This is a genomic window from Spirillospora sp. CA-108201, from assembly GCF_050936235.1.
Classification (GTDB): Bacteria; Actinomycetota; Actinomycetes; order Streptosporangiales; family Streptosporangiaceae; genus Spirillospora.
The window spans coordinates 2,853,829-2,871,380 of the sequence record NZ_JBNJNE010000001.1 but is presented as its reverse complement, the minus strand read 5'-3'; the positions used below and the strand labels follow the sequence as shown (position 1 = coordinate 2,871,380).

The window sequence follows — 17,552 nt, the reverse complement described above, 5'->3', positions numbered from 1 at the left end:
CCGGGCGTGTCAGGCCCGCTCGGCCCGGTTCGTCCGGGCGGGGCGGGTCTCGCGCGTTCCGGGGGTCAGGGGAGTTTGATCTCGGCCGGGGCGGGGTCGGTCGTGGCGCCGACCGGCGGGGAGCCGTACAGCCGGACGGCCCTGGTCCTCGCGCCGCGGGGGACGTCGAACCACAGGTCGAACTCGACGCGCATGGACGCGCCGACCGAGAGCCGCTCCGGCTGCCGTTTGATCATGGTGGCGTTGACGTCGGGGGAGTGGGTCGCGCCGTCGGCCGTGACGAGCCGCTGCCGCCAGGTGTCGAAGACCTGGATGTCGCGCCCGGTGTTGACGGCCAGGACGCGCACGCGGGTGAAGGACCCTTTGGCGTTCATGGCGGCGTGGGTGCCCATGACGTCGGTCATGGCCTCGCGGAAGCCGACGACGGTGAACCGCATGTCGGCGCTCTTGCCGGTCTTGCCCTCGGGGACGGCCTCGCCCTCCCGCGCCTTCTCGGCGGGGATCTTGTAGTCGGGGAGTGAGCGGGCGCTCCCGGAGCCGGAGCACCCGGCGAGCGGGAGGGCCGCGGCGAGCGCGGCGCCCGCGAGGACGGTGCTCAGGCGGATGGGGCCGAGGGTGCGCGTGTCAGGGTGGCGCATGCCTCGGAAGGTACGTCCGGCGCCCGGGGCGGGTGAACGGGCGGGATCGTTTCGCAACGCAACCGCAACCGGTGATGGACCTACACCGGTGTCGGGGAGTGGGGGCCTGCCCGGACATGCGTTGACCCGGGGTCACCTTTGGGGCCGTACGAACCTTCCCCGGGCGCGTACGTTGTCTACTCGGTGACCCCGGGTCGTTCTGATCCACGCTACAGACACGGGGCCGCGCATCGCAAAGAAAGCGCGGATCACGCCGTGTCAGCGGCCGGCCGGGGCGTCGCGGAGCATGCAGGTGAGGCGCGCCGTGCAGACCCGCCGGTCCTGGTCGTCGGTGATGACGATGTCGTAGGTGGCGAGGGTGCGGCCCCCGTGCGCGCGGGTCGCCACGCCGGTGACGTACCCCTCGGCCGCCGACCGGTGGTGGGTGGCGTTGATCTCGATCCCGACGGCGATGCGGTCCGGGCCCGCGTGCAGGGCGGAGCCGACCGAGCCGAGGGACTCGGCCAGGACGCAGGAGGCGCCGCCGTGCAGCAGCCCGTACGGCTGGGTGTTGCCCTTGACCGGCATGCGGCCCACGACGCGCTCGGCCGAGGCCTCCAGGTACTCGACGCCCATGGTCTTCGCCAGGTCGCCATGCGCGTCGAAGTCCTCCCCCGCGAGGATCTTCGCGCCCAGGTCCTCCGGGCGCGCGCCGTCGGTGTCAGTCACTTACGCCTCCACAAAACTGTCGTACGCGCAGACTAGAGTCCTCGTGTGGCGACCTCACCAACGACCCCTGACAAGCGCGACCGGCTTCTGCTGCTCGACGGCCACTCCTTGGCCTACCGGGCGTTCTTCGCATTGCCCGTGGAGAACTTCTCCACGACCGACGGGCAGCCGACCAACGCCGTGTACGGCTTCACCTCGATGCTCATCAACGTCCTGCGCGACGAGCAGCCGTCCCACATCGCGGTGGCGTTCGACCGTTCCGAGCCGACGTTCCGGCACGAGCAGTACGTGGAGTACAAGGCGGGCAGGCAGAAGACGCCCGACGAGTTCCGCAGCCAGGTCAGCCTGATCTTCGAGGTGCTGGACGCGCTGCGCGTCCCGCGGCTGTCGGTCGCCGGGTTCGAGGCGGACGACATCATCGCCACGCTCTCCGTCCAGGCGACCCGCGCCGGGATGCAGACGCTCGTCGTCACCGGCGACCGCGACGCGTTCCAGCTGGTCGACGACTCGGTGACGATCCTGTACCCCGTCCGCGGCGTGTCGGAGCTCGCCCGGATGGACCCGGCCGCCGTCGAGGCCAAGTACGGCGTCCCGCCCGAGCGGTACCGCGAGCTCGCCGCCCTCGTGGGGGAGAGCAGCGACAACCTGCCCGGCGTGCCCGGCGTCGGCCCGAAGACCGCCGCCAAGTGGCTCACCAAGTACGGCGACCTCGACACCCTCGTGAACCGGGTCGACGAGATCAAGGGCAAGGCCGGCGACAACCTGCGCGAGCACCTGTCCGGCGTGCTGCGCAACCAGCAGATCAACAAGCTCGACTGCGAGGTCGGCCTGGAGCTGGCGCCGCCGCAGCTGACGATGGGCCAGTGGGACCGCGAGGAGATCCACACCCTCTTCGACTCGCTGCAGTTCCGCGTCCTGCGCGAACGGCTCTACGCCTCGATCTCGGCGGCCGAGCCCGAGGCCGAGGAGGGCTTCGACGTCGAGGTGGAGGCGCTCGAACCCGGCGCGCTCGGCGCCTGGCTCGACGCCAACACCGCCGGGCGGATCGGCGTCGCCGTCACCGGCGCCTGGGGCCGCGGCACCGGCGAGATCACCGCGCTGGCGCTGGCGTCCACGAAGGGCCCCGCCGTCCACCTCGACCCGGTCGAGCTGATCGAGGACGACGAGCGCGCCCTCGCCGCCTACCTCGCCGACCCCGCCCGGCCCAAGGCCGTCCACGAGGCCAAGGGCCCGATGCTGGCGTTCGCCGCGCGCGGCATGCGGCTGGAGGGCGTCACCAGCGACACCGCCCTCGCCGCCTACCTCGCGCTCCCCGGCCAGCGCACCTTCGACCTCGCCGACCTCGTCCTGCGCTACCTGCACCGCGAGCTCCGCAGCGAGACCGACGACTCCGGCCAGCTGACCCTCGACGGCTCCGGGGAGGAGGAGGCCGCCGAAGCCCTCGCCGTCCGCGCGCGCGCCGTCACCGAACTCGCCGACGTCCTCGACAAGGACCTCGACAAGCGCGGCGCCACCCGCCTCCTGCACGAGGTCGAACTGCCCCTGGTCGGCGTCCTGGCCGCCATGGAACGCGCGGGCATCGCCGTCGACGCCGACCACCTGGCCGGCCTGTCGGCGTCCCTGGGCGGCCAGGTCAAGGAGCAGGAGCAGCAGGCCCACGCCGCCGTCGGCCGCGAATTCAACCTCGGCTCGCCCAAGCAGGTCCAGCAGGTCCTGTTCGACGAACTGAACCTGCCCAAGACCAAACGCACCAAGACCGGCTACACCACCGACTCCGAGGCCCTCACGACCCTCCTGGAGAAGGACGGCCACCCCGTCCTGGAGCACATCCTGCGGTGGCGGGAGGTCGCCAAGCTCAAGAGCATCGTCGACTCCCTCATCCCGATGGCCGACGACGCCGGCCGCATCCACACCACGTTCAACCAGATGATCGCCGCCACCGGCCGGCTCTCCTCCACCGACCCCAACCTGCAGAACATCCCGATCCGCACCGCCGAAGGCCGCCAGATCCGCGAGGCCTTCGTCGTCGGCGACGGCTACGAGTCCCTCCTCACCGCCGACTACTCCCAGATCGAACTGCGCATCATGGCGCACCTGTCGGAGGACGAGGCGCTGCTGGAGGCCTTCGGCTCCGGCGCCGACTTCCACACCATCACCGCCTCCCGCGTCTTCGGCCTGCCGCCCGAGCAGATCGACTCCGAACTGCGCGCCCGCATCAAGGCCATGAACTACGGCCTCGCCTACGGCCTGTCCGCCTACGGCCTCTCCCAGCAGCTGCGGATCTCCCCCGACGAGGCCCGCGGCCTCATGGAGGAGTACTTCGAGCAGTTCGGCGGCGTCCGCGACTACCTGCGCGACATCGTCGCCAAGGCCCGCCAGGAGGGCTACACCGAGACCATCCTCGGCCGCCGCCGCTACCTGCCCGACCTCAACTCCGACAACCGCCAGCGCCGCGAGATGGCCGAACGGATGGCCCTCAACGCCCCCATCCAGGGCTCCGCCGCCGACATCATCAAGGTCGCCAGCCTCAACGTCGACCGCGCCCTCCGCGACGCCGGCCTCACCTCCCGGATGCTCCTCCAGGTCCACGACGAACTCGTCTTCGAAGTCGCCCCGGGCGAACTCGACGACCTGAAAACCCTCGTCAGCACCCAAATGGCCGACGCCTACGAACTCCGCGCCCCCCTCAGCGTCTCCATGGGCACCGGCCGCACCTGGCAGGACGCTGCTCATTAGGATTGCTTTTTCTCCTCCTTCGGGCCTGGCGGCCCTCCATCGTCGATAAAGCGGGCGATCGCTGGCATCGCTCCGGCTCGCCCAGGGGCTCGCTGCGCGATCAGGTTCTTGCTTCGCTTGAACCTGCCTTCGGACGCGATCGCGGTCGTTGGGGTTGTGGCGTGGTTGCTGCGGGGCCGGGGTGGTCGCGGTGGTGGGTGCGGGTCGGTGTTGTGTCTTGGGCGGTGCTCTCCTCCTTCGGGCCTGACGGCCCTTCATCGTCGGGCACTGCGGCGATCGCTGGGATCGCTTCGGCTCGCCTTGGGGCTCGCTGCGCGATCAGGTTCTTGCTTCGCTTGAACCTGCCTGCTGCGCGTGCACCCCTGGATCAGTGCCCCGGCGACACCCAGGGCGGCGCCCGCCACGATCGCGAGCACCGTCCGAGGCGCCCGCACCGTCTGCACGATGAGCCTGATCTCGGTGAGCGGCTGATCGGAGTCCGGCGGCGCGTACAGCCCGTCCCAGACCTCGCCGGGGCTCAGCGCCCGCGCTCCGACGGCCGGCGACGCCGCGAGCACCGCGACGAGCAGGCCCGGCCCCGCCAGGCGCCGCCTCCGCGCCGCCGCGGTCCCGGCCTCGGGACGGGACGCGGGCGGGTTCTCCGTGAACCGCGCTCATTGCGCGATGCGACCGACCGCCCCGCCCTTCGTCGCGGCGCTGGACAGGTGGGACGGACGAGCGGCCCGCGCCTGCGGGCGGGTCGGCTCGGCCCTGGTCGTCCCACCTCTGGGCCGTCCGCGGGAGCGGCGCCACTGCGCGGCCGCGGCTGGTGCGTCTCGCGCCGCGCCCGCGGGGCCGAATTCATGACTGTTTGTACCTTTAATTCTGTTTTGTTCTAATAGTGACTATCAATCCTTGTGTGTGCCTTTTGTAAGGCCGAGAGCCGGGAGTTTTGCCGGGGGTTTTCGGACTTTGGTTGATGTGCGGTGGGGCGGGGGTGGTGGGTGAGGGTCATATGGGTACGTCGGTTGGTGTCCTTAGATGTCCGGGGGGTCGTACGCTGTCCTCCTGGTCCTGTTCGGGTCGACCGGCGGGGGTAATGTGCCTCTCCTTCACAAGATCGCTGGAGTTGTGGTCGTCTGCGCCGTGGTCCTGGGGCTGACGCTTCCCGGGGGGCGGAAGGAGCATCGCAGGGAGAACGTGGCCCAGCAGGCCGGGGCCGCTTCTGAGGCGCCGGCCACCGCGCGAGCCGCCAAGGCGGGAGTCGCGCCTCTGCCGGGGGCCTCTGGGAGCGCTACGCCTTCTGTGACGGTGTCCACGCCCATTCCTGCGGCCGCGGCAGCGGCGGTCGCGGCCAAGGCGAACGAGCTGGGGCAGGTCCCGGTGCTGATGTACCACCGGATCATGAAGAAGCCGGAGCTGTCGCTGGACCGGTCGAGCAAGGAGCTGTACGACGAGCTGACCGGGCTCGCCAAGGACGGCTACTACCCGATCACTGCGGCCGAGTTCGTCAGCGGGCGGATCGACGTGCCGGCGGGCCGGCATCCCGTGGTGCTGACGTTCGACGACAGCACGCCGGGGCACTTCGGGCTGGACCCGCAGGGCAACCCGGCGCCCGACACGGCCGTGGCGGTCATCGAGCAGGTCGCGCGGGAGAACCCGGGATTCCGGCCGGTCGCGACGTTCTACCTGAACAAGGAGCTGTTCGGGATGGACGAGACGCGGGCCGCCGCCGGGCTGAGGTGGCTCCAGCAGCACGGGTTCGAGCTCGGCAACCACACGGTGTCCCATCCGAGCCTGTCCGGCATGTCCGAGAAGGGGGTGCACAAGGAGATCGGCGACATGGAGGACAGGATCGTCCGGCTCACCGGGGCGCACGCGACGACGTTCGCGTACCCGTTCGGGGCCGTCCCGAAGAAGAAGGCGTGGGCCGAGAAGCAGGACGGCCGGTACGGCTTCCAGGGGATCTTCCTCGCCGGGTGGCGGCCGTCGGTCTCGCCGTTCGCCGCCGACTTCGACCGGTGGAACATCGACCGGGTGCGCTCCGAGGGCAAGATCAAGGAGAACGACTGCACCAAGTACTGCTCCACGGCGTGGCTGGAGTACCTGGACAAGAACCCCGACGAGCGGTACACATCTGACGGAGACCCGAACACCGTGACGTTTCCCAAGGCGGCCGAGGACCGGCTCGCCAAGCGGTACCGGGGCTTCGCGCGGATGTACTGATCGAGGACCCCCGTGGCGGATTGACCACGGGAGTTCAGTCCCATATCCTGATCGCTGCGCTGTGGGCCTGCGCGCGCTTCGGACGGAGCAGGCTCGCGCTCGGTCAGGTCGACATCGGTTCGGTTCACTGACGCGGCGGTTGCCCGCGTTCCCTTCCGGTCCTCGGCAGGGCGGATAACGGCCCTCCGCGCATTGCCCATCACGACTTCCATGTCCGTACCGGAGCCAGCCGACACATGACGAGCAGCACCGAGGCCACCTCGACCACCCCGCAGGTAGCGGTCAACGACATCGGGTCCGAGGAAGCCTTCCTCGCCGCGATCGACGAGACCATCAAGTACTTCAACGACGGCGACATTGTCGAAGGCACTGTCGTCAAGGTCGATCGTGACGAGGTCCTCCTCGACATCGGCTACAAGACCGAGGGCGTCATCCCCTCGCGCGAGCTGTCCATCAAGCACGACGTGGACCCGAACGAGGTCGTCTCCACCGGAGACCACGTCGAGGCCCTCGTCCTCCAGAAGGAGGACAAGGAGGGCCGGCTGATCCTGTCCAAGAAGCGCGCTCAGTACGAGCGCGCCTGGGGCACGATCGAGAAGATCAAGGACGAGGACGGCATCGTCACCGGCACGGTCATCGAGGTCGTCAAGGGCGGTCTCATCCTCGACATCGGGCTGCGCGGCTTCCTGCCGGCCTCGCTGGTCGAGATGCGCCGGGTCCGCGACCTGCAGCCCTACGTGGGCCGCGAGCTCGAGGCCAAGATCATCGAGCTGGACAAGAACCGCAACAACGTGGTCCTGTCCCGCCGCGCCTGGCTGGAGCAGACGCAGAGCGAGGTCCGCCAGACCTTCCTCAACACCCTGCAGAAGGGCCAGGTCCGCAAGGGCGTCGTGTCCTCGATCGTCAACTTCGGCGCGTTCGTCGACCTCGGCGGCGTCGACGGTCTGGTGCACGTCTCCGAGCTGTCCTGGAAGCACATCGACCACCCCTCCGAGGTCGTCGAGGTCGGCCAGGAGGTCACGGTCGAGGTCCTGGACGTCGACATGGAGCGCGAGCGCGTCTCCCTGTCGCTCAAGGCGACCCAGGAAGACCCGTGGCAGCAGTTCGCCCGCACCCACCAGATCGGGCAGGTCGTCCCGGGCCGGGTCACCAAGCTGGTGCCGTTCGGCGCGTTCGTCCGCGTCGAGGAGGGCATCGAGGGCCTGGTGCACATCTCCGAGCTGGCCGAGCGCCACGTGGAGATCCCCGAGCAGGTCGTCCAGGTCGGCGACGAGATCTTCGTGAAGATCATCGACATCGACCTCGACCGGCGCCGGATCAGCCTGTCGCTCAAGCAGGCCAACGAGGGCGCCGCGGGGATCGAGGAAGAGGACTTCGACCCGACCCTGTACGGCATGCCGGCCGAGTACGACGACCAGGGGAACTACAAGTACCCCGAGGGCTTCGACGCGGACACCGGCGAGTGGCTTGAGGGCTTCGACGAGCAGCGCGAGACCTGGGAGCGGCAGTACGCCGAGGCCCGCTCCCGCTTCGACGCCCACCGCAAGCAGATCGAGGAGGCCCGCAAGGCCGAGGCGGAGGCGGGTGCCGAGCCCGCGAGCAGCGGCGGCGGCGAGACCTCCTACTCCGGCGGCGGCGAGAGCGAGTCCGGCGGTGGCGCCCTGGCCACCGACGAGGCGCTCGCCGCACTGCGGGAGAAGCTCTCCGGCGGGCAGTGACGCCCAGCCGACGCGCCGTCCGCGCGCGGCCGCTCCGGCGGCCCGCGCGGCGGCGCCGGTGAGACCCTGAACACGGCCGGAGAACGATCTTTCGAGATCGGCCTCCGGCCGTGCTGCGGTTGCGCCACCATGACCTTGAAGGCATGCGCCGGCTCGGTGCGCCCCGCAGCATCCGCACGTCCCGAAGGTCCGCTCGTCCCCCGGGAGCAGTCGTTCAATTGGCCAGCACAGACGTAGGCACCAGGACCGGCGGCCCGGCCGCCGCCGGCCCCCCGATCGTCCCGCAGGGCCCCGCCAGACTCGCGCTGATCGCCGTCACCGTCGCGGTGCTGGCGCAGACGCTGCGGTTCTCGCTGCCGCAACTCGACCACTTCGCCGACGAGGCCGGGACCGCGGCCGCCGCCGGCGCGGTGATCGTGGTCTACCTCGCCGGGTTCGCGTCCCCCCTGATCCGCCGCCTCGCCGGCCCGCGCGGGCTGCTGCTCGCCGGCATCGGCGGGCTGTTCGCCGTCCGGCTCCTCGCGCAGGCGCTCGACCCGCGCACCTGGCTCGCGTTCGCCGGCACCGCCATCGGCATGATCGCCGTCGCGGCGCTGTACGAGGGCGCACGCGGCCTGTCGGGGGTCGGCTTCGCCACCGCCACCGTCGCGGGCCTGTCCATCGACGGCGCCGTGCGGATGTGCTTCGCCACCTGGGACCCGGTGTGGCGCGACGGCGTCGGCCCCTGGCTGGCCTGCCTGGCGTTCGTCGGCGTCGGCGCCGCCGCGCTCTACCGCGAGCTGGCGTCCGGACCCGTCACCGCGCCCGGCGTGTCCTGGCGGGACGCGCTCGGCGCCGCGGCGTTCGGGCCGTTCCTCGCGCTGCAGATCCTCGTCCTCGCCAGCCCCGCGTTCGTGGCCTCGTCGGGGTGGCAGTCGCTGACCGGCGCGCACGTCGCGATCGTCATCGGCCAGGGCCTCGCGCTGGCGTTCCTCGCGTCCGGGCTCGCCGTGCGGGCCGTGCCGGGCGGCGTGTGCGTGCTCGGCGGGACGGTCCTCGGCGTCGGCGCGGGCGCCGTCGCCGGGACGTACGCGGTCTCCGGCATCGAGGTCGTCCCCGTCGTGATCGTCGGGCAGGTGCTGTCGGCGTGGCTGCTGGCCGTGGCGTGCCGCGCGCCGCTGCGCCGCGCCGGGACCGGCGGGCCCGTCTGGCGGGTGGACGCCGGCGCCGCGGTCGGCGGCCTGCTCGTCGCCGCGATCCTCATCCCGTACCAGGTCAGCGCGGTGTCGCCGCTGCCGGTCCCCAACAACCTGCTGCCCGGGCTCGCCGGAATCCTGCTCGGCGCGCTCGCGGCGATCGCCGCGGCGCGCGGCGGCCCGCTGCCCGCGCGCGTCCCGCTGCGGGCCCTGACCGCCGGCGGCGCCGCGCTGGTCCTGCTGGCCGGCACGCTCGTGTTCACCGTCGCCGCCCCGGACGGCGAGGCCCCGGCGGCGCCCGCCGGGGGCCAGGTGCGGGTGCTCAGCTACAACATCCACGACGCGGTCAACCAGTCCGGGCGCCTCGACCCCGAGGGCGTCGCCCGCGTCATCGAGGGGCAGCGCGCCCAGGTCGTCCTGCTGCAGGAGGCCGGGCGCGGGTCGCTGCTGTCCGGCACGACCGACGTCGCCGTGTGGCTGTCGCGGCGCCTCGGCATGAAGCTGATCTGGGGACCCGCCGCCGACGGCCAGTTCGGCAACGCGATCCTGACGTCGCTGCCGGTGCGCAGCTCCGGGACGGGCCGGATGCCGAAGGGCGACTGGTCGCAGATCCGCGGCTACGTGTGGGCGCGGCTCGCCGTGGGCCAGACCACGGTGGACGTGTGGTCGACGCACCTGGAGGGCGGCGACGACCGGGGCAACGAGCGCGCCCGGGAGATCGCGGCGCTGCTGCGCGCCTGGGGCGGCGCGCCCCGCACGATCATCGGCGGGGACTTCAACGCGGGCCCGGGCAGCCCGGAGCTGACCGCGATGACCGACGGCACCGACCTGCGCAACACCGCGATCGGCGGCGAGCAGTACCCGACCAGGTCCGACGGCACCAGCACCGACTGGGTCTTCGGGTCGGACGGGGTGCTCGTCACCGACTACGACGTGCCCGAGTCCGACGCCTCCGACCACTACCCCGTCGCGGTGACCGTCCGGATCGGCCGGTGAGCGGACGGCGGCGCCGCCCGCCGCTAGGGTCCATGCCATGAGCGAAGCGAACCGGGGGGTGCGGGGGGTCGGCCCCCCGCCGGGACTGCGCATGAGCGAAGCGAACCGGGGGGTGCGGGGGGTCGGCCCCCCGCCGGGAGACCGCGCATGAGCGACGAGGCGGTCGTGATCGAGCGGGCGGCCCCGGCGGACGCGGGGGAGATGATGACCGTCCAGCGGGCCGCCTACGTCGCGGAGGCGCAGCTGTACGGCGACCCGTTCATCTCCCCGCTGGTGGAGTCGGTCGAGCAGCTGCGCAAGGTGCTGGCGGGCGACGCCGTGGCGATGAAGGCGGTCTTGGGCGGCCGCCTCGTCGGCGCCGTGCGGGCCCAGTTCAGCGACCGCACGTGCCTGGTCGGGCGGCTCGTCGTCGTCCCCGACCTGCAGCGCCGCGGCATCGGGCGGCGCCTGCTGACGGAGCTGGAGGGCGAGATCGCCGGGCGTGCCGCCGCGTGCGTGCTGTTCACCGGCCACCTCAGCGAGGCGAACCTGCGCCTGTACCGGCGGCTCGGCTACTCCGAGACGCACCGCGAGCGCGTCGCGGCGCACCTCACCCTCGTGCACATGCGCAAGGCCCTCGTCCCCGCCGGGACCGCCTAGCCGCCGGAACCCCTCGGCCGCAGCGCCGCTAGGGTGTGTCCCGTGCTGAAAGTGGGACTCACCGGCGGGATCGGCTCGGGCAAGAGCGAGGTGTCGAAGCGGCTGCGCGAGCACGGCGCGGTCGTCATCGACGCCGACGGGATCGCCCGCGAGGTGGTCGAGCCGGGCACGCCGGGCCTGGCCGCCGTCGTGGCGGAGTTCGGCGAGGACGTCCTGCTGCCGTCCGGCGCCCTCGACCGGGAGAAGGTCGGCCGCGTCGTGTTCGCCGACCCCGACCGGCTCGCCGCCCTGAACGCGATCGTCCACCCGCTGGTGGGGGAGCGGATGCAGGAGTTGATGGACGCCGCCCCCGCGGACGCGGTCGTCGTCTACGACGTCCCCCTGCTGGCGGAGAACGGCCTGGCCGGCATGTACGACGAGGTCGTCGTCGTGGACGCCCCCGAGGAGACGCAGCTGGACCGCCTCGTCGCCCGCCGCGGCATGACCGAGGAGGACGCCCGCGCCCGCATGGCCGCCCAGGCGTCCCGCGCCGACCGCCGCGCCGTCGCCACCCACGTCATCGACAACTCCGGCACCCTCGCCGACCTGAAGACCCAGATCGACACCCTCTGGGCCACCCTTGCCCAGCGCATCGCCTAGGGACCAGCCAGCAGAAGACTCACGGCCTGTCTCGCAGTGGTCTCGGCCACGCGCGCGAACGCGTGAGCTGCCCGGTGGAGCGAGGCCGGAGGCGAGCGGAACCGGGCAGATCGCGAAGCGATGCCGCGTTCGCCTGGGCCCGGTCGAGTAGCGAGCCGTCAGGCGAGCGAAGTGGGCCGGGACTCTGAAACACAGCCTAGAACGGGGCGTCGAGGGGGAGGCGGTGCACTTCGGGGAGGTAGGCGTCCAGTTCGCCTGGTTCGAAGCGGCACATGCCCACGGCGTACCAGAACTCGGCGGTGGCGTTGCCCTCCCACTTGTAGCGGCCGTCGGGGGCCAGGGCGGCCCAGCCCTCCGCCAGGCCGAGGAGGGTGGCGCGGCGCGCGGGGGCGGCGCGGTCGGTGACGTCCCACAGGATGACGGCGCCGTCGTCGCCCGCGGTGGCGAGGAGGGAGCCGTCCGGGCTGAACGCCGTGGACCAGACGCGGCGGGTGTGGCCGGCGAGGGTGTGGAGCAGGCGCCCGCTGGACGGGTTCCAGAGCCGCACGACCATGTCGTCGCCGGCGCTGGCGAGCATCGTCCCTGACGGGTGGAACGCGGTCGTCCACAGGCGTCCGGTGTGTTCGGTGAGGGTGTGCCTGGGGTCGCCCGTGGCGGGGTCCCAGAGGCGGACGGTCCCGTCGTTGCTGGCGCTGGCGAGGGTCTCCCCGGACGGTGAGAACGACACCTGGTACACGCGGTCGCCGTGGCCGCGCAGCGCGGCGACGAGTTCGCCCGTGAGGGGGCTCCAGAGGCGGACGAGGCCGTCGTCGCAGCCGGTGGCGACCAGGGCGCCGCCGGGCTGGAAGTCGATGGAGCGGACGCGGCCCCGGTGGGCGGCCAGGTTGACGGTCTCGCGGCCGGTCGTCCAGTACCAGAGCCGGACGGAGTCGTCGTCGTTGGCGGTCGCGAGGACGTCCCCGGACGGGGCGAACGCCTGCGCCCAGACGTGGTCGGTCTCGACGTTCAGTTCGCGTTCGAACATGCCCGTCCCGGCCTGCCACAGGTGCACTCCGCCGTCGTTGGTGGCGGTGGCGAGCTGGGAGTCGCGGACGTTGAACGCGGCGGAGGTGAGGTTGTCGGCGACACCGCGCAGCTCGCGGATCATCCGGCCGGAGCGCGGGTCCCAGAGGCGTACGAGGCCGTCGTTGCCGCTGGCGGCGAGCATGCCGCCGTCGGGGCTGAACGTCACGCCGGTGACGCGGCGGCCGTGGCCGCGCAGCACGGTGCGGCACTGCCCGGTCTCGGCGTCCCACATCCGCGCCGTGCCGTCGTTGCTGCTGGTGGCGAGCTGGGCGCCGTCCGGGCGGAACGCGAACGGCCACACGGCGCCGCGGTGCCCGGCCAGTTCGAGGCGCTGCCGGCCGGTGCGCGGGTCCCACAGGCGGACGGACCCGGCGCTGTCGGCGGTGGCGAGCCGGCCGCCGTCCGGGCTGAAGCCGGCCTGGTAGATGCCGCCGCCGTGGCCGGTGAGGACGCTGCGCTGCCGGCCGTCCTCCCAGACGCGGACGGTCCCGTCGGTGTCGCCGGTGACGAGGAGGTCCCCGTCCGGGTGGAACGCGATGGCGTAGACGCGGCCGGTGTGGCCGAGGAGCTCCTGGCGGATCTCGCCGGTGCGGATGTCCCAGAGCCGGACGACGCCCGCCTCGTCCCCGGCGGCGAGCAGGGAGCCGTCGGGGTGGAACACGGCGCGGAACACCGCGCCGTGGTGGCCGGCCAGCTCGCGGCGCAGCGCGCCGGTGGCGAGGTCCCAGACGCGCAGGGTGCCGCCCGCGTCGCCGGTGACCATGAGGGAGCCGGCGGGGTCGAACACGGCGGTGTAGACGGGGGCGGTGTGCCCGGGCAGCTCGTGCAGGAGCAGGCCGGACACGGTGTCCCACACGCGGATGGCGCCGTCGGCGGCGCCGGCGGCGGCGAGGTCGTTGCCGGCGGGGGAGCGGCCCCCGACCACCAGGGGCCACACGCCGTCGGGGTGGACGGCGATGGTGTGCGTGGTGTGGCCGGTGGCGAGGTCCCACAACCGGACGGAGCCGTCGGCGGACCCGCTCGCCAGGAGGCTTCCCGCGCCGTCGAAGGCGACCGCGTAGGCGCGGTCGGTGTGGCCCTGCAGGTTGCGCAGCGGCGTGCCCGTGACGGCGTCGCAGATGAGGACGCCGCCGTCCTCGCTGCCGACGGCCAGGACGGAGCCTCCGGGGCTGTAGGCGAGCGGCTGGGGGAGGCGGCTGGTCTGGAAGTGGAAGCCGTAGGGGACGCCCACCGCGGCCGGCGCGACCTGGATGTCGATCGGACGGCCCGGCGCGATGGCCGCCTCGCGCAGTTCGGGGGCGGCCGCGACGCGGTCGGGGAGGGCGGCGTCCACGAGGGCGGCGCGGGTCCAGCGGCTGCCCTCCACGGCGACGTCCCGCAGGTCGGCGCGGGCGAGGCGGGCCCGGGACAGGTCGGCGCCGCGCAGGTCGGCGCCGGTCAGCGTGGCCTCGTCGAGGCGCGCCCCGGCCAGGGAGGCGTCCCGCAGGACGGCGCGCGAGAGGTTCGCGCCGACGAGCTGGGCGTCGGTGAGGTCGGCGCCGGTGAGGTCGACCTCCTGGAGGTCGCGGTAGGACAGGTCCTCGCCCTGGAGGCGGGCGCCGCGCAGGTCGGTGTGGGCGGGGGTGCGCAGCCGCGTGGTGATGCGGATGGCGTTGGCGCGGGCGATGTCGTCGGCCTCGGGGTCGGCGAGCACCCGGGCCGTCCACTCCTGGCAGGCGCGCGTGTCGGCGAGGTCGCACAGGAAGTCGACGGCGAGCTGGGTCAGGGCACGGCGGCTCAGGGCGGCCGGTGCCTCGCCTTTGGCGAACTCGTCCGCGATGTGCCGTGCGACGAGCCACTCCATGACGGACGTGTGGATGAAGCCGAACAGCCCTTCGGGCGTGCGCACGAGCAGGCTCCCGGCGCCGACGGCGTGGGTGACCTGGTGCGGCGACATCCGCCCGTCGGCGAGCCCGGTGAGGGCGTCGGCGACGTCGGCCAGCTCGGCGAGCCGCAGGAACTGCTCGTTGCCCTCCCACAGCCGCAGTGCGAGCGTGCCCACGGCCTGCCACATGTCGTCGGTCCCCAGGCCGGACGGGCCGCCCGCGCCGCCGACGCGCTCGGCCTCGTACGCGAGCCAGGACGACAGGATCTCCTGGTAGAGGTCGGCGGGGCTGACGGCCCGGCGCGCCTGCGCGACCGCGCGCAGCCGGTCCTCGGGCAGGTCGGCGATGAACGACAGCATCCGCGGGTTGGACGTGAGCGCCAGCAGCTCCTCGACGCCCGCGAGCAGGCTCAGCCGCTCCTCGGCCACGCCCTCGTCGCCGTACCGGTTCACCAGGTACGAGCGGACCTGCGGGGGCGTGAACTCCTCCAGGGACAGGACGCGGCGGTGCGGCAGCACGCCGACCTTCTCGCCGAGGGCGGTCAGCACCTGCGCCTGCGACTTGAAGTGCTGCGTCCGGCTCGCCACCACGATCTTCGCCTTGTCCTGGGCGGCCTGCAGGAGCGTGTCGAGGTGGTCGGCGGCCCGGTCGTAGGTCATCCGCGTCACCAGCTCGTCGAACCCGTCGAAGAGCAGGACGATGCGGCCCTGGCGGAGCATGTAGTGGAACGCCTTGAGGTCGATCAGCTCCTCGCCGTGGTTGGCCAGGTGCGCGGCGACCAGGCCGTCCACCGAGTGCGCCTTGTCGAGCGCCCGCAGCTCGATGAGGATCGGGACGACGTGCGGCAGCTCCTCCGGGATGCGGCGGGCCAGCTCCCGCAGGGCGAAGGTCTTGCCGCGGCCGAAGTCGCCGAGCAGCAGCAGGAACCGCCCGTGGTCGGCGGCCAGCAGCCGCAGCATCTCGCCGACCACGTCGTCGTGGACGTCCGCGCCCGGACGCCGCTCTTCGCCCCGGCCGCCCTCCGGGAGGAACCGGTCGAGCTCCCGGTAGCGCTGCGGCACGTACAGGGACGGCGGGTAGACCCCGCCCGCCGACAGCCGTCCCGTCTGGGCCGCCACGTACTCCGACAGGTCGACCAGCCCCTGGAACTCGGTGAGGCTGCGCACCCGGATGCCGCGGCGCAGCGCGTCGTCGCGCACGGACCGCGCCGGCGCCGGCCCCAGGTACACCAGTTCCGAGCCGTGGTCGCTGCCGTCGGCGTGCACGTGCCTGACGAACGCGTCCACGTCGGCCTCGGTCACCTGCCCCACGTGGGCGCCGATGCGGTACTGGCGGACGAAGCCGTCCTCCAGGTGGGTGAGCAGCAGGTGCGGCGGGTCGGAGCGGCCTTCCTCGCGCGCGGGGGGGACGACGCGCCGGATGGTGGCGCGCTCGAACCGCGTCTCGCACGCCTCCGTCAGGCGGTCCAGGAGGCGCTCCGCGGGGTCGGGGACGGGGTCCGCGGTGCCGTCCCCGCCGGGGCCGAGCTCCGGGGCGGGAGGGGCCGGAGGGGTCTGCGCGAGGGGCTGCGGGAACGTTCCGCCCGCGGCCGTCCAGGTCCGTTCGAGGCGTTCCGGGCCGCGTCTCGCGGCGTCCTCGGGGATCCAGCGCTCCAGCCCGTCCCCGCGCACGACGACCACCTGGTGCCGGCCGGGGCCCAGCGCCGGGACGGAGGGGACGCCGCCCTCCAGCAGCGGGACGGCGCCGAACTCCGACTCGGTCCCCTGGAAGAGCAGGTTGACGTGGGCGGCGAGGAGCGTCTCCACCGTCTCGGGGTCGCGCAGCGCGCCGGGCTCTCCCGCGATGGGCGTGTGCTCGACCGCGCCGAGACGCAGCCAGCCCTCGTCCTCGAAGTGCCGCAGCCGCTGGTTGAACCAGGCGGCCTGGGCCTGGCCGACGCGCCCGTAGCGGTCCTCCTCGCGGTGGGACTGCGGCAGCGTCGAGTTGAGCCCGGCCACCACGATCTTCAGGTCGGGGACGGGGAACAGCGTCCACGGCTGGGCGCTGTCGAAGATGAGCGCGTCGATGCCCTGGTAGAACTCCTTGAACAGGCTCGCGTAGTGCCGCCACTTCGGCCAGTACGGCGGCTGGGGCTCGATGTCGTCGGCCTCGCAGCTGGAGAAGTACGCCTGGCAGGCCGCGCGGGTGACGTCGTGGGTGCCCGGCACCACCACGACGCGCTGCGCCTCCAGGCCGAGCAGCGCGCGCAGGCTCGTCAGGAACGACAGCGCCTCGGCGAACTCCTTGCGGCTGCCCGAGTGGGTGATGTTGCCCGTGACGACGAGCAGGTCGGGCCGCGGCACGCCGGAGTCGGCCAGCCGCGTCACATCGCTCCAGATCCGGTCCTGCAGCTCGGTCGCGGTCGTCGGCTCGCCGGGCTCGGCCAGCGTCCGGCCGAACCGGGGGCCGGAGACGTGCAGGACGGTCAGGTGCTCGCGCGGCTCCTGCCCGCCGCCCGCCGCCGGGAACGCTGGCGCGGCGACGGGCGCGCGCCGCGCGGGCCGCTCCCCGGCCGGTTCGGGCCGCCCGCTCCCGCCTCCCGGCCCCTCAGCCTCCTCCAGGCGGCCCATCAGCGGTTCCCGGCCACCGGGAAGGGGGCCGGGGCGGTTCGGCGCCCCTCCGGGGAAGCCAGGGCCGTCGAGGGGGCGCGCGTGGCCGGCGAGGGCCTCCTGGATGCGCCGCATCAGCAGCCGCCGCGCCTCGTCCGGCTCGTCCACCCCCACCAGGTCCACGTAGGTGATCGTGGAGAGCAGCCCGTCGATCGGGCAGTCCTCGATGCGGACCGTGACCAGCTTGCGGGCGGGGTCGTCGGGGTCGGCCCGCAGCGCCGCCATCCACTCCATCCGCCCGTACCGCGAGCGCAGGTAGTTGCGCGACAGCACCGCCACGACGACCTTGGCCTCCGACAGGCCCCGGTCCATGTAGTCGATGAAGTTGGTTCCGGGCACGAAGTCCCAGGCCTGCATCATCGTGCGGTGCCCGGCGGCCTCCAGCTGCCAGGCGATCCAGGACGCCCACCGTTCGTCGGCCGGCGAGTAGCTGATGAAGAAGTCGGTCGGGCGCTCCTGGGGGTGGCCGGGGGTCGTCATGGCGCCAGTATCGCGCGGCGCACGGCCAAAACGCAGTGAC

General features: G+C 72.9%; 10 protein-coding genes. 6 read left to right on the top strand and 4 right to left on the bottom strand.

Annotated features, from left to right (window positions below; translation table 11 throughout):
• Positions 1-65 precede the first annotated feature (65 nt).
• Positions 66-638: a DUF4352 domain-containing protein gene (locus ACQEU6_RS13995; RefSeq protein WP_499332074.1), complete on the bottom strand. Its 573-nt coding sequence runs from the start codon at positions 636-638 to the stop codon at positions 66-68.
• A gap of 258 nt (positions 639-896) precedes the next feature.
• On the bottom strand, positions 897-1,313 hold the full coding sequence (locus ACQEU6_RS13990; protein WP_499340181.1) for a PaaI family thioesterase: 417 nt from the start codon (positions 1,311-1,313) through the stop codon (positions 897-899).
• 78 nt (positions 1,314-1,391) lie between these two features.
• Between ACQEU6_RS13990 and polA the strand changes: the two genes are divergently transcribed.
• Positions 1,392-4,082 (top strand): DNA polymerase I, encoded by a 2,691-nt coding sequence (gene polA / locus ACQEU6_RS13985; protein ID WP_499332072.1) that lies wholly within the window; start codon positions 1,392-1,394, stop codon positions 4,080-4,082.
• Positions 4,083-4,336: 254 nt separating this feature from the next.
• Here the strand turns inward: polA and ACQEU6_RS13980 are convergent, their stop codons facing one another.
• Complete coding sequence (locus ACQEU6_RS13980; protein ID WP_499332069.1) at positions 4,337-4,639, bottom strand: iron chelate uptake ABC transporter family permease subunit; 303 nt, start codon at positions 4,637-4,639, stop codon at positions 4,337-4,339.
• A 733-nt stretch (positions 4,640-5,372) separates the two neighbouring features.
• Here ACQEU6_RS13980 and ACQEU6_RS13975 point away from each other — a divergent pair.
• From ACQEU6_RS13975 to coaE, 5 genes are all read left to right on the top strand, one after another.
• Positions 5,373-6,287 carry a polysaccharide deacetylase family protein gene (locus ACQEU6_RS13975; protein WP_499332065.1) on the top strand — a complete coding sequence of 305 codons (915 nt, stop codon included), beginning with the start codon at positions 5,373-5,375 and terminating at the stop codon, positions 6,285-6,287.
• Between the two features lie 236 nt (positions 6,288-6,523).
• Positions 6,524-8,005, top strand: a complete 1,482-nt coding sequence (gene rpsA / locus ACQEU6_RS13970) for a 30S ribosomal protein S1 (RefSeq protein ID WP_499332063.1) — start codon at positions 6,524-6,526, stop codon at positions 8,003-8,005.
• Positions 8,006-8,223: 218 nt separating this feature from the next.
• A complete protein-coding gene (locus ACQEU6_RS13965) occupies positions 8,224-10,176 on the top strand; it encodes an endonuclease/exonuclease/phosphatase family protein (protein WP_499332061.1) in 1,953 nt (650 codons plus the stop codon).
• A gap of 147 nt (positions 10,177-10,323) precedes the next feature.
• The gene (locus tag ACQEU6_RS13960; RefSeq protein ID WP_499332059.1) at positions 10,324-10,815 is read left to right on the top strand and encodes a GNAT family N-acetyltransferase; all 492 of its coding nucleotides are present in this window, start codon (positions 10,324-10,326) and stop codon (positions 10,813-10,815) included.
• 42 nt (positions 10,816-10,857) lie between these two features.
• The gene (coaE, locus tag ACQEU6_RS13955) at positions 10,858-11,454 is read left to right on the top strand and encodes a dephospho-CoA kinase (RefSeq protein WP_499332057.1); all 597 of its coding nucleotides are present in this window, start codon (positions 10,858-10,860) and stop codon (positions 11,452-11,454) included.
• Between the two features lie 196 nt (positions 11,455-11,650).
• Here coaE and ACQEU6_RS13950 read toward each other — a convergent pair whose 3' ends face one another.
• Positions 11,651-17,512 (bottom strand): TIR domain-containing protein, encoded by a 5,862-nt coding sequence (locus ACQEU6_RS13950; RefSeq protein WP_499332055.1) that lies wholly within the window; start codon positions 17,510-17,512, stop codon positions 11,651-11,653.
• Positions 17,513-17,552 lie beyond the last annotated feature (40 nt).

Bases quoted from the DNA above. Each gene is read 5' to 3' on its own strand.
- ACQEU6_RS13995 (WP_499332074.1), bottom strand. From the start codon at position 638: ATGCGCCACCCTGACACGCGCACCCTCGGCCCCATCCGCCTGAGCACC.
- rpsA (WP_499332063.1), top strand. From the start codon at position 6,524: ATGACGAGCAGCACCGAGGCCACCTCGACCACCCCGCAGGTAGCGGTC.
- ACQEU6_RS13960 (WP_499332059.1), top strand. From the start codon at position 10,324: ATGAGCGACGAGGCGGTCGTGATCGAGCGGGCGGCCCCGGCGGACGCG.
- ACQEU6_RS13950 (WP_499332055.1), bottom strand. From the start codon at position 17,512: ATGACGACCCCCGGCCACCCCCAGGAGCGCCCGACCGACTTCTTCATC.